The sequence below is a fragment of the Planococcus koreensis genome, from assembly GCF_004761975.1.
In the GTDB taxonomy this organism is placed as follows: Bacteria; Bacillota; Bacilli; order Bacillales_A; family Planococcaceae; genus Planococcus; species Planococcus koreensis.
On the sequence record NZ_RQII01000026.1, the window covers coordinates 17,689 to 30,499 of the forward strand.

The following is a 12,811-nucleotide window of genomic DNA, read 5'->3' on the forward strand; positions in this document are numbered from 1 at the left end:
AAGCTGTTTTTTTATTGCTGATAATAAACGATTGCTTCGTACGGTTTAAGCAAGACGTCGCCTTCGCCGAGATGCAGCGCATAATTGCCGATCAACACTTCGCCTTCCGGGCGTGCAACTGATTTCGTGTTTTCCGAGAAATTGCAATAGACGGTCAGCTTTTCGCCGTTCCATGTGCGCGTGTAAGCGAACACGTCGCCGTCTTCACGGTACAGCAATTCAAAATCGCCGTAGGTGATGATTTCCAGTTCTTTGCGGAAGCCGATCAGCTTTTTGTAATACTGGTAAACCGAATCCGGATCGTTGTGCTGCAAGGCATTGATTTCCGTGTAATTCGGATTGGCTTTCAGCCACGGCGTACCCGTTGTAAAGCCGCCGTTCGGCTCAGCAGACCATTGCATCGGCGTCCGTGCGTTGTCGCGGCCTTTGGCATGGATTTTCACCATGATGTCTTCATGCGGGACACCGGCTTCGCGTTTTTCTTTGTACATGTTCAAGGTCTCGATATCTTTGTAGTCATCAATCGAATCGAATCGCACATTCGTCATGCCGAGTTCTTCGCCTTGGTAGATATAAGGCGTCCCTTGCATGAAATGCAGGCAAGTCGCGAGCATCTTCGCCGACTCGACACGCCAGTCCGTGTCTTCGCCAAAACGCGAAACGATCCGCGGCTGATCGTGATTGTTCCAGTATAGGCTATTCCATCCTTCGTCGTGCAGGCCATGCTGCCATTTTTCCATATTCTCTTTCAAGTCGGTCAATCGGAGCGGCTTCAAATCCCATTTTTCGCCGGATGCCTGATCAAGCCCCATATGCTCGAACGTGAAAATCATATTCAATTCCTGGTTTTTGGCGGCGGTGTAATCACGCGCTTCTTTCGGTGTCGTTCCCGGTGTTTCGCCGACTGTGACGATGTCGTATTTCGACAACACTTTTTTGTTCATTTCCTTCAAGTATGTATGGACGTTCGGCCCGTTCAGGAATTGATGGCTGCCATCGCCGCCTGGCGCATCGTGCATGTCCGGCACTTTGGAAATCATGTTGATGACGTCCATGCGGAAGCCATCCACGCCTTTGTCGAGCCACCAGCGCATCATTTCGTAAACCGTTTCCCGCAATTCGGGGTTGTCCCAATTCAAATCCGGCTGCTTTTTTGAAAACAGGTGCAAGAAATACTGGCCGCGCTCTTTTTGGTATTCCCAAACCGATCCGCTGAAGAATGAACGCCAGTTTGTCGGCTCGTCGCGCCATATGTAGAAATCCGGATGATTCTTGAACCATTCGTGCTCGTCCGAAGTGTGGTTGACGACAAGGTCCATGACCAGCTTCATGCCTCGTGCATGGATTTCTGCCAGCAATTCATCAAAATCCGCCATCGTGCCAAATTCTTTCATGATTTGATAATAATCACGGATGTCATAGCCGTTATCGTCATTCGGCGAATCATAAACCGGCGACAGCCAGAGAATGTCTACGCCAAGTTCGTGCAGGTAATCGAGTTTTTGGATAATGCCGCGGATATCGCCTATGCCATCACCATCCGAGTCCATGAAACTGCGCGGATAGATTTGGTACACTGTCGATTTTTTCCACCATTCTGTCATAAAGTTCCCTCTTTTCTCATAAGTGAATATTATTCTAACATCATACATGAAATTGCTGGATTGCCAACTAAATAATTGGAATTAATGTTTTTTGATTGTCGATATTCCGCAAAACAGCTGCGAAGGCATGGACCCAAGCATTGGGGCAATGCCTTTGCGACGAAGTGCGCAGCACTGCAGGAGCACATGTTTTTTGCCGCGGGCTCGCTCCCAAGCCTCCTCGGTCGCTACGCTTCCTCCGGGGTCTCGGGAGTCTCGCTATTCCGCAGGAGTCACAGCTGTTTTGCTCCATATCAAGATATTTCTTAGCGGAGGCGCGGCAAAGGGCTAGGCAAGGAGATGGCCAAATGGAATTTGGACCATTTCCTTTGCTTCGAAGCTAGCGTAGCGATGCAGAAGCAGAAAGTTTCTTAGCCAGAAGACGAGTGTTCTTCTCGGCTTATTGCGAGAGCCAAGGTGGTGCCGGCAACTTTCGGCATCGCCTTTGCGACGAGCTTGCGCAGGAGCAATCGTCTTTGCTCTGCCCAAAGCGACCGGAGCGATGTATAAAAGCTAGTTCCTTATTTCAACTTACAGAGTTCACCCAATAACATTTGTGTTAACTATAATTAAAATTAGGTTGACTCAAAATATATGCTTGCTTATACTTAATTTATCTTGAGCTTTCGGAGGGACCTAATGACTACGACAACAACACGCACGGCCAATCATTCCAAGACTTTGAACTTAGTACATATCGCCATGTTTGCCGCGCTGATGGCGATCGGCGCAAACATCTCTTCTTTCCTGATCATCGGCGGCGTGCCAATCACGCTGCAGACATTCTTCGCCATTCTGGCCGGGCTTCTGCTGGGCAGCCGCATGGGGGCAATTTCGATGGTCGTTTATGCTTTCATCGGCCTCGCAGGCGTGCCGGTATTCGCCGGATTTTCAGGCGGCATGGACACCTTGATCAGCCCGACGTTCGGCTTTATCGTATCCTTTGTCTTCATCGCGCTGGCAGCCGGATTGATTGCTGAGAAATTCCCGTCGCGCAAAGGCTTCGTTGTTGCAGCGCTTGTCGGACTAGTGGTCAATTACGTTATCGGCACGAACTGGATGTACGCCGCTTACAAGCTATGGTTCGCTGCACCGGAGGGCTTCACGTACAAGATGGCGTGGGCTTGGATGATGGTACCGCTGCCGAAGGATATTATTCTTTCTGTGCTCGCAGGCTTGTTCGGTTACCGCCTAAAACCGATTATCCAACGCTTCAAATAAAACCTGAAAACGGCCGGCCCTTTAAATAGGGCCGGCGTTTTTTATTTATTTTGCATTACGTACCGCAAAAAGTTTTGTATGGGTTGTCCGGGTCTGCTGGGGGTTCAGTATACGGCTGGTGTTCACTCTTATGGCTAAATGGCTCCGCCAACGCTTCGAGCAGCCGCTCCATGACGCTGTAATCGCCTCTTTGGACTGCCGCATCGAGTGCTTCTTCGACGCGGTGGTTGCGCGGGATGACGCCCGGGTTGCTGTTTTTCATGAGCTCATGTACCTCTTCGGCCGATTGCGTTTGGCGGCTCAGCCGCTCTTGCCACGCTTTGTTCCACTCATTGAATGGGCGTGTGCCCGCCAGCACCGTTTCCGCGACAGTCCCGAAAGTCAACGCGCGGAACGTGTTGGTGTAATCGGCATCCGCTTCTTTCATGATGCCAAGAAGCTGCTTGATAAGCTGGCCGTCTTCCGGCTCTTCCGAGAAGAGGCCGATTTTCCGGCGCATCTCATCCAGCCAATTTGCCTGGTAAGTCTGAATAAACCCATCGAGCGCTTGCTGCGCCATTTCAATCGACTCTTCCTGTCTGCTGCTGAGCAGCGGCAGCAGGGTTTCAGCGAAACGCGCAAGGTTCCAGCCGGTGATTTGCGGCTGGTTGCCGTATGCATAGCGTCCGCCTTCGTCGATCGAGCTGAAGACAGTCGCCGGGTCGTAGCGGTCCATGAACGCACATGGGCCGTAGTCGATGCTTTCGCCGCTGATGGTCATATTGTCGGTGTTCATGACGCCATGGATAAAGCCGACGGACATCCATTTTGCAACGAGCGAGGCTTGGCGCTTCGCCACGGCCTGCAAGAACGCCAAGTATTTATTGTCAGCCGCTTCGAGTTCCGGATAATGGCGGCTGATGGCGTAGTCAGCAAGCGCTTTGCGGTCTTCGACTTCGCCTTTAAAAGCGGCAAACTGGAAAGTGCCGAAGCGCAGATGGCTTGCCGCGACACGGGTCAAGACAGCACCCGGCAGATAGGTTTCGCGAGCAATCTCTTCTCCTGTGGCAACAACAGCAAGGCTGCGGGACGTCGGGATGCCGAGCGCATACATCGCTTCGCTGATGATGAATTCACGCAGCATTGGTGCCAGCGCGGCACGGCCGTCTCCGCCGCGGGAATACGGCGTCCGCCCGGAGCCTTTCAGCTGGATATCATAGCGCGTGCCTTGCGGCGTCAGCTGTTCGCCGAGCAGCACCGCACGCCCGTCTCCGAGGATATTGAAGTTGCCGAATTGATGGCCGGCATACGCTTGGGCAAGCGGAGCCGTGCCTTCCGGAATGTTGTTGCCGGCGAGCATTGCGACCCCTTCTTCCGTCTTCAGCGCTTCGCTCCTTAAACCGAGCTCTGCCGCCAGCGTGTCATTAAAGACCACCAGTTCCGGCGAACGCACAGGCCAGGGGTTCAATTGGGTGTAGAACATGCTAGGAAGCTGGGCGTAACTGTTTTCCAACTTCCATCCAAAATCGATTTTTTGCTTGTTGCCAGCCATAAAATCTTCCTTTCTTTGCAGTCCATTTGTTCTTTCCACTATACCTTTTCCATTTGCCGAGCGCTCGTCTGCTGTTCCGAAAAAGGTCCACCGCCTGAGCCTGAGGCCTCAGAAAACAAAAAAAACCGCCGTGGTTCCCCGGCAGTGTTGAATCACGGTCCGGTTCTCCGAATCGTGGCATGCTATTTATTTTAAGCTTTCTCTGCAAGATACATATCCGAAACGACAACCTCGTCTTCAACCAATATGTAGGGGTGTGTTTCCAGCAGCATCGTTTTAATGTTTTCCGGCATCGACTTGCTTGCGTAAGCGCAAATCAGCGGAAATTGCAGTTCTTTCACTGCGACGTCGATGATTTTTTCGAAATCCTTTACCAAGTGGATCGGATCTTCCATCGTCGCCCATTCTACATGAGCCCAAGAACGGAAAGTTGCTCCTTTTTCTAAATAAGGCTTGACCGTTTTTTCAAAATACGCCTGAATCGCAGGCGGATGGTAGCTTCCGCTCGAATAATAAAAATCGTAGCTTTTGACAAAATGGATAAATTCCATTTGTGCTTTAGTAAGCTGGATTTTCAATTCGGCGTGGATCTTTGGAGATAAGCGCGGATTCTCAATCAGAATGACGTAATCCCCCGCCTCTACACCATGCTTGGCATAGGCTACGGCTCGATCGATGTAGCTTTTAGTTCCTTCATAGGAGTACAGCACATGGGCATCTCGCCGTTCGTCAAACAATCTAAGCATATTTTTGTTCAATTCATCATCCCTTTAATAAAGTCTACTAACGGTTTTCACAGGTTAATTATACATAAAAAGGGAACGTTTGTCCTTTTTTTAAACACTGCTCCAACTGACCACATGCAAATTAGCACTCTGCATGCAGCTTAACAGAATTTCCATCCCGTATTGCATTTGCTGTATAATGAATAAATTAAAGAATTTCGCGGACCTGCAAAAAAAGCAATGCGGCAGGCTGCCATCCTGATAAATCAGTTGAAAAGAGGTATTCGATGATCAGCCAATTGAGTAAAATCTATCCTTCGCTCCAAGTCCACCGGCAAGGCGCTCCTGCTGCCGACCCTGCGTATAAATGGTTTTCCGCAGAAGATGGGCTTATCGTCGGCATCCATAAAACCGAACTGGCCCCAAAAGACCTTTCGCTGCTCACAGCTTTTCTGACGCCTTACAATCCAAAGTTTCCGGTCCATACTGACGAAGAAACAAGGTGGCTCGCTGCGGTGAATCCTTCTGCGCAGGACGTGGAAAACGGATTCGCCTTGAATTCGCCTTACCGTTTTGTCCATTTCTCGATCAAGGAAAAGCAAATCAGCCCGACCGCTTTCAAACATGCTGTCCTTGATTTTTTCGCTCAGCAAGTGCCGATTCTGTGGGAAAACGACCACCAGGGCATCCTGGTTGAATATTTAGCCGCAGAAGATGGTGCCATTTCCTACGAAGAAATTATCGATCCTTTAATGAGCGATTTGTATATCAAGATCCAGTTTTTCGTCGGTCCTTTCCATGACAGTCTCGACGAGGCCGCTGCACATTACCGGGCAGTCGCGGATGCGGCGAAGACAGCTGTTCTCTATTCCAATAAAGCGGTCATCAGCTATGCAGATGCTGTGCCGTATTTATTGATCGACCAAGCGCAGGAACCGCTGCTCAGCGACATCCGAAAGAGCATTTTGCAGGCATATGGGGAAGATGAAGAAACCTTAAAGATGATTGAAATCTTTGTCCGCAATAACTTAAATATCTCGGAGACGTCGAAAGCGCTGCACATGCACCGCAACAGCCTGCAATACCGGCTCGACCGCTTCTACGACAACACAGGAATCGACGTCCGCAAATTCCACCAAGCCATGGCCGTCTATCTGGCGATTTTAATCCAAAAGTAAATGTGCACAAAAAAGCGCTTTCATTTTTAGGCAGGTTTGACATTCTCTTAAATTCCCCTTTCGGTTATGCTGTATCCAAGACGAAACTATTATTGGGGGAAAACAAATGACTGGCTTATCATTAGTGAATATCAAAAAAGAATACGAAAAAGGCGTCGTTTCCGTACAAGACTTCAACTTGGAAATCCGCGATAAAGAGTTTTTGGTACTTGTTGGGCCATCAGGCTGCGGTAAATCAACGACATTGCGCATGATCGCAGGACTCGAAGACATCACGGAAGGCGATTTGTTCATCGGCGACAGAAGAGTCAACGATGTATCTCCAAAAGACCGCGACATCGCAATGGTGTTCCAGAACTATGCATTGTACCCACACATGACTGTTTATGAAAACATGGCGTTCAGCTTGAAACTGCGCAAGATGAAAAAAGACGACATCAAAGCGCGCGTAGCCAATGCCGCAAAAATCCTTGGCCTTGAAGATTACTTGAACCGTAAACCGAAAGCCCTTTCAGGCGGACAGCGCCAGCGTGTCGCTTTGGGCCGCGCAATCGTCCGCGATGCAAAAGTCTTCTTGATGGATGAGCCTTTGTCGAACTTGGACGCGAAATTGCGCGTGCAGATGCGTGCAGAAATCCAGAAATTGCACCGCCGCTTACAGACGACGACTGTCTACGTAACGCATGACCAGACAGAAGCGATGACAATGGCAACGCGTTTGGTTGTTATGAAAGATGGATTTATCCAACAAGTCGGTACGCCGAAAGAAGTTTACGACTTGCCTGAAAACATGTTCGTTGGCGGCTTTATCGGATCGCCTTCGATGAACTTCCTGCACGGCAAATTGATGGGCAGCGAGTTTGTCATGAATGATATTCGTATCCGCGTCCCTGAAAGCAAATTGAAAATGCTTCAGGGCCAAGGTTACGAAGGCAAAGAACTCGTTCTCGGCATCCGCCCAGAAGACATCCATGACGAGCCGATTTTCCTTGAGCATTCGCCGCATACGAAACTTAAAGCGTACATCGACGTAGCGGAATTGATGGGCTCGGAAATCATCCTCTACTCCAAAGTGGACGACCAGGATTTTGTAGCGCGCGTTGACTCACGCTTCAATGTCGAAGCCGACACGACAATCGACATGGCGTTCGATATGAACAAAGCCCATTTCTTCGACCGCGAATCTGAATTGCGCATCCGATAAAACTGATAATCTCTTCGCTTCTGCGAATACTGTTCCAAGCTGCCGGGCATCTCCCGGCAGCTTTTTTTTTTGCTCTCGCCAAACAAGGTTTACTGACGCGAGCTCACCCGTTAACCGGCATTATTTCTGCGTTAACATGGCTTAGCCGCGAGTTAACATGACCTAACCAGTGGTCAACATGATCTGTTTCGACTTTAACCGGCACTAGCGGAAATCCATCTCTCCCGCATCATAAAAAATTTTCCCTTTTCTCCTCATTCTGCACTGAATTTGCAAAACTATCGGGTAAAGCAGAATGCAGAGGTTTTTCTATAGAACCTAATTCCCATTAAAAAGGAGATGGATTCGAATGAAAAATTACGTTCGATTCGGAATTATGATTGGGGTTTCGACGATCATCATGTACTGGCTGATGTTCCTGAATGTCTTCCAGCTCGACCATATCTGGCTTAGCCAGACGCGCATTTATATGGCGTTGATCATGGGCTCGGTCATGGCAATTGTCATGCTCTTGTTCATGTGGAAAATGTACGAGAACAAAAAAGTGAATGCAGCGATTTTAGCAGGCAGCGCATTGGTTTTCGCGTTGTCACTGTGGCTCGTGCGCAGCCAGACCACTGTTGATGACAGCAGTTGGATGAAGGCGATGATTCCCCACCATTCCATTGCCATTCTGACAAGCGAGCGGGCAGAGATCAGCGACCCTCGTGTGCGTGAACTGGCTGACAAAATCATCGAAGCACAGAAGAAAGAAATCACGGAAATGGAGAAATTGATCGAAGAGCTTGAAAACCAGCAATAGCCAGCCGCATTGAACGCCCACTAGATCAAATGCAGAATAAGAAATGCCCTCAGCGATTTGAACTGCGCTGAGGGCTCTTTTTATTGAAAGAACGCATTTCTCCTTTTGCGAAATGCAATAACACCTTAGAAGCCTAAAAATCAGCTGCCTGCTAGCTTTTAGGGAAGCACTTAAAACAAAATATCCCTTTTGCTTTCAATCCTTCTGCCTCCCGCCCCTTCCAAATTGGCCAACGGATCGTGTAGCTGCAGGCCGCTGAAGTCGATGCCCGCCAATTTATCGAGGAGCGCCACCGGCACCTGGAAAGTCTGGAACTGTCCGTAGGCAAATTCCAAATCGCCGATCAAGTCGCGCTGCGTCAGCAAGTAAGCTGTTGCTGACAACGTGCCGTCTTCTTTGGCCATGACCGCCACTTTCCAGAATTCGGCCGGAATCCGGAATTCGCCGCGGTACAAAACATCGTCTTCCCGGAACACCGGTCCGGTGAAGACGTTCACTTTAAAACCATTCGCCGCTGCGTTTTCCAGGATGTAATCTTCCAGGCTGAGCCAGGTCTTCTGATTGAGTGCTTTGTGCTGCGGCGCGCTATTGGTGAAGTGGAACGTATGGGCATTTGCCTGGACAGCATCTCTTCCCCAGTTCGGATCCTGCCTTCTTGTCAAATGGCCGCGGTCCAAGTCATTGCGTGCATACAGCTCCGGCCCGCTCTGGAATTCCCGGGCCAGCCGCGGATCGAAATACCATTTATCGTTCGAGCGTTGGACGCTGACCAATTGGCTGCCGTCAATGTTCACAGCCGAATAATAGGCAAGCCGCCGCGATCGGCTCATGACAATGGAAAAATGCGTATAGTCGAGCTTTGTCCCGCCGTCCAAGGTTTCCGCGACGTCTGCGCCATTTCTTACTGGCGGAAGCGGCACTTCCTTTCCAAGCCCAAGAAACGCAGCGTCGTATCCCGTAGCATCGCTGTACCAATCAGCAGCGAGTTCGCCGACTTCGATCGGCAAAAGCCCGTCGTCCGGAATTGGCGCTTGGGGCAATAGGACATCGAGCAGCCGGGATTCCGCTGCATCCAGATTCCCGCGCACGCCCTCCAGATGGCGCAAAATCGAACTGATCCGGATGCCTTCATTGGCAATCCATTTGCTTGGGTCATTCGGATCCGGCACGCCTGCATGATGCAGCGCCGCAACGATCCACTGGTCATTGAAGACCGGCGAGCCTGATGAACCCGGCTCGGTATCGCTTACGTAATGGACAAAATCGTCCGACAGGAATTTCACTTCGTTTTCCCGGACCGTCACCGCTTTCGGCCCTCCTTGCGGATGCTGAATGATGGAGACGTATTCACCTTCCAAAATCTTGCCAGGCATCGGCAGCAGCGGCAAATGGCCGAAATCCGAAACCAGCGCTCCGCTCAGCGCCTTTTCCTGTATGGCAATGATCGAAAAATCCAGCGCTTCATCGGTGATGAACAGCCTCTCGGGTTCCAGGCGAAACGAGACGATGGTGCGCGGCATGAAATTCACATCGTCTTCGTAATTGAATTCCGCAACGGCATTCAATGCGGTGTCATACGTATCAACAACGTGATTATTGGTCAAAATCAGCGACTGTGAAATCAAAAATCCGGTGCCGTAGCCTTTGATCTGCCCCTGGTGGTTGCGCAGCGAAATGCGGCACACCGCTTTCCCGGCATTTAAACCGCCTTCAAGATAAGCGATCGGGAACAAATCGCTGTTGTGGATGATGCGTTCTGTTGCGAGGCTGTCATGCGGATTGATGACGCTTATGCGTACGTTCATCGCTTCAGGTCCGGCTGCCGCTGTTGCTTCCATCGCCCTTTGCTGTTCGAGTTTCTGGTAGCGGGCCAGTGCTTGTTGTTCAATTTTCTCCATTCTTCCCTCTGTCATGCTGTCCTCTCCTTTATGGCTGGATTTTCAACATTCGGCTGTGCAATGGAAAAAGAGCAGCTGATGAAAAATCGGCTGCTCTCTAATGATCGTTTATTTCGTGTAAAGCGCGTTTGATACGAGGCGGAACAAGTAATCCGTGTGGTCGCGGAATGCTGGCTCGAGCCCGATCAGCGTGACGTCTTTATCGCTTTCGCGGACAATGACCGGCTGGCCGGAAGCAGCTTCGTTCCCTTTCCAATGCCCTGCCATGAAGAAGTCGCTGTCATCGAATGATGCTTGGACTTCGCCTGCTTCAGCGCCTGTATACCAAGCTGGGCGGTAGACGAAACCGATGTCGTCCTGGCCGTAGCCCGCTGTGATGCCGGTGCCGTCGTAGTCAACGGAAACGATGCCGTTGCTGTTGTTGCCGCCGCTATTGACGCTCACTTGCGTCAAGCCGAGCGTTTTGGTTGCGCGCGATGCACCGGCTCCGGCTGCGATGTATTTGCCGCCGTCAGCGATGAATGCGTTGATGTTCGCTTTGAATTGCTCCAATTGCGCTGCGTTCTGGAATCCGAATTCTTTGTTTGCTGCGCTTAAGCTTGTGGAAATCAAGCCTTCCGTGCCGTTGTAGACGAACGCGTCAAAGCCTGCAAGGCCCGCTTCTGCCACTTCTGTCGGAGACAGTTCCGTGACATCGAAACCGAGGCGTTCAAGCGCCAAGTTCATGCCGGCATGCGATTGCACTTTGCCCATGCCGCCGTCTTCAAGGATCGCGACTTTAACCGAAGAAATCGCTTCGGCATCTGCTGGTACCGACCCGCTCTTCACGTGCAGGCCGGATGCTTTGACCGCTGCTGAGATGGCGTTTGCCGGCGCTTCCACAAAGAAATCGCCTGTTGTTTCGCTGCGTTTCACTGCAACGCCTTGGCTTAGAAGGCTGTTGGCCAATTCAACCGCTTTGACGGATGAATTCGGAATCGCGAAAGGCCCTTTTCCAGTTACCGAACCTTGCCCTTTTACTTCATTGACTTTCGTAGCTGGCGCGTTGAATTCTGTGTTGACGGCGAATGCGTCAAAGCCCCACAGTTCAGGCAGGCTCCAGGCAGAAATGTCGTACATTGCCGGCGTGTCATCAGTGATGTCCTCGCCGTCCCAGAGGAACGTGTTCGCAAGGCCCGCTTTCGCTTGGTCCAGCTTCACGATATACGATCCTTTTTTATACGTCTTGCCATCAGCAGTGAAATCTTTCGTTGCTTTCACCACTTCGATATCGTTCGTGATCAAATGGTTGACCGCTTTTTCCGTTACGGTCGGATCTTTTTCATCGACCGGCAGCACATACGCTTCCGGGAAAAAGCCGTCTGCATGGAACGGGTGGTCGAAATTGATGCCGCGTTTAAAAATCTCAATTTGGTCGGTGATCATTTCATCTTTATTGTCCGTTGCGTATTGCAATGCGCCCATGACCGCGTCGTACATCCACTTCACGCCATCTTCATCGTTTGTCGGCGCTTCTAATGTGTGGCCGTATGCACCGTGGTACATGGCGTACATCGGCGTGAAAATCGGCGGGTAATCGTCCCAGCCAGCCGCGTCGTCGCGCTGCGGCACATACGTGCCTGTCATGTTCTGGTAAATCGTGCCTTCGTATTCGCCTTTATTGCTCATAATCTCGGCTTCCATCGCTTCTGCTTGGCCGTACGCCCATTTATTGTACAAATCGTACTCATAGTTCGGGTTATGCGGCGGTGTGCAAGGCTCGATCAAGCCTTGTTTGTTCGGTGCGTAGTTTTTCACGTAGCCATGGGTATCAAGGAAAACCATCGGGTTCCATTCGGTAATCAAGTCAACGGTGTGCTGCGTTTCCGGCTGTGACTGCGTCACAAAATCACGGTTCAAATCGATGCCTTCGCCGTTAAAGCGCGTAGCGTCGATTCGTCCGTCCGGATTGGCGACGACGTTGAAGACGAGGATATTGCTAGCCAGGATTTCTTGCGTCTGCTCATCGTTTTGCGTCGCGAAGCGTTCGATCAATTGAAGCACCGCATCGCTTCCGACAAACTCGGTGCCGTGGATTGAACCGTTGATCATGATCGGCACTTTGAAGTCTGGATTCTTGGCAATCCAGTCTTGTGCTTTGCCCGGATTTTTGAACATCTGTTTACGCAATGCCTGGTTTTGGCCGAATTTGCCGCCTGATTCCGGATCAGCAATGGTCACGACATACAATGGATTGCCGTCAGCTGACTCGCCTTGCACTTCCACTTTGATGCGATTGGACGCTTTGTTGATGCGCTCCAATTCTGCACCAATCTTTGAGAATTTCGTGAAATCGTAATTCTCTGCGTTGAATTTGCTGCCGTCCTGCTCCTCTAAAGCATTGACGTATGTAGTTTTCGGAGATTCTGCGAGAACCGAAGACCAAGGTGCTGTGGCGAGCATACTCACTGCCAATAAACCGCTTACTGTTCTTTTCATCTGATTTCCTCCAATTTTTATATAGTGTATAAATATTAGCTAACATTAATAATAATTGAAGCTTTTGGTAAATACTATCAAACTATGCGACTAAAGTTTAGTTGTTTCCAAAGTGTAAAAGTCACGTTTTA

9 protein-coding genes are annotated in these 12,811 nt (G+C 50.3%); 4 read left to right on the plus strand and 5 right to left on the minus strand.

Features of this window, described 5'->3' with window-relative positions:
* Positions 1-11: 11 nt before the first annotated feature.
* The gene (locus EGV91_RS06280) at positions 12-1,604 is read right to left on the minus strand and encodes a glycoside hydrolase family 13 protein (protein WP_135501780.1); all 1,593 of its coding nucleotides are present in this window, start codon (positions 1,602-1,604) and stop codon (positions 12-14) included.
* Positions 1,605-2,282: 678 nt separating this feature from the next.
* Between EGV91_RS06280 and EGV91_RS06285 the strand changes: the two genes are divergently transcribed.
* Positions 2,283-2,864 carry a biotin transporter BioY gene (locus EGV91_RS06285; protein WP_135501782.1) on the plus strand — a complete coding sequence of 194 codons (582 nt, stop codon included), beginning with the start codon at positions 2,283-2,285 and terminating at the stop codon, positions 2,862-2,864.
* A 55-nt stretch (positions 2,865-2,919) separates the two neighbouring features.
* Here EGV91_RS06285 and EGV91_RS06290 read toward each other — a convergent pair whose 3' ends face one another.
* A complete protein-coding gene (locus EGV91_RS06290) occupies positions 2,920-4,395 on the minus strand; it encodes a protein adenylyltransferase SelO (RefSeq protein WP_135501784.1) in 1,476 nt (491 codons plus the stop codon).
* A gap of 191 nt (positions 4,396-4,586) precedes the next feature.
* Positions 4,587-5,153, minus strand: a complete 567-nt coding sequence (locus tag EGV91_RS06295; protein WP_135501786.1) for an MEDS domain-containing protein — start codon at positions 5,151-5,153, stop codon at positions 4,587-4,589.
* Between the two features lie 254 nt (positions 5,154-5,407).
* Here EGV91_RS06295 and EGV91_RS06300 point away from each other — a divergent pair, with 254 nt between their 5' ends.
* The 3 genes from EGV91_RS06300 (at position 5,408) to EGV91_RS06310 (ending at position 8,304) form a co-directional block, all read left to right on the plus strand.
* Complete coding sequence (locus tag EGV91_RS06300; RefSeq protein ID WP_135501788.1) at positions 5,408-6,298, plus strand: PucR family transcriptional regulator; 891 nt, start codon at positions 5,408-5,410, stop codon at positions 6,296-6,298.
* 106 nt (positions 6,299-6,404) lie between these two features.
* On the plus strand, positions 6,405-7,502 hold the full coding sequence (locus tag EGV91_RS06305) for an ABC transporter ATP-binding protein (RefSeq protein WP_135501790.1): 1,098 nt from the start codon (positions 6,405-6,407) through the stop codon (positions 7,500-7,502).
* 349 nt (positions 7,503-7,851) lie between these two features.
* The gene (locus tag EGV91_RS06310; protein WP_135501792.1) at positions 7,852-8,304 is read left to right on the plus strand and encodes a DUF305 domain-containing protein; all 453 of its coding nucleotides are present in this window, start codon (positions 7,852-7,854) and stop codon (positions 8,302-8,304) included.
* 170 nt (positions 8,305-8,474) lie between these two features.
* Here EGV91_RS06310 and EGV91_RS06315 read toward each other — a convergent pair whose 3' ends face one another.
* On the minus strand, positions 8,475-10,217 hold the full coding sequence (locus tag EGV91_RS06315) for a DNA/RNA non-specific endonuclease (protein WP_135501794.1): 1,743 nt from the start codon (positions 10,215-10,217) through the stop codon (positions 8,475-8,477).
* 93 nt (positions 10,218-10,310) lie between these two features.
* Positions 10,311-12,680, minus strand: a complete 2,370-nt coding sequence (locus EGV91_RS06320; protein WP_135501796.1) for a M14 family zinc carboxypeptidase — start codon at positions 12,678-12,680, stop codon at positions 10,311-10,313.
* Positions 12,681-12,811: the final 131 nt, after the last annotated feature.

Excerpts from the sequence above, each read along its gene's own strand:
- EGV91_RS06305 (WP_135501790.1), top strand. The coding sequence starts at position 6,405 with ATGACTGGCTTATCATTAGTGAATATCAAAAAAGAATACGAAAAAGGC.
- EGV91_RS06310 (WP_135501792.1), top strand. The coding sequence starts at position 7,852 with ATGAAAAATTACGTTCGATTCGGAATTATGATTGGGGTTTCGACGATC.
- EGV91_RS06315 (WP_135501794.1), bottom strand. The coding sequence starts at position 10,217 with ATGACAGAGGGAAGAATGGAGAAAATTGAACAACAAGCACTGGCCCGC.
- EGV91_RS06300 (WP_135501788.1), top strand. The coding sequence starts at position 5,408 with ATGATCAGCCAATTGAGTAAAATCTATCCTTCGCTCCAAGTCCACCGG.
- EGV91_RS06320 (WP_135501796.1), bottom strand. The coding sequence starts at position 12,680 with ATGAAAAGAACAGTAAGCGGTTTATTGGCAGTGAGTATGCTCGCCACA.
- EGV91_RS06290 (WP_135501784.1), bottom strand. The coding sequence starts at position 4,395 with ATGGCTGGCAACAAGCAAAAAATCGATTTTGGATGGAAGTTGGAAAAC.
- EGV91_RS06285 (WP_135501782.1), top strand. The coding sequence starts at position 2,283 with ATGACTACGACAACAACACGCACGGCCAATCATTCCAAGACTTTGAAC.
- EGV91_RS06280 (WP_135501780.1), bottom strand. The coding sequence starts at position 1,604 with ATGACAGAATGGTGGAAAAAATCGACAGTGTACCAAATCTATCCGCGC.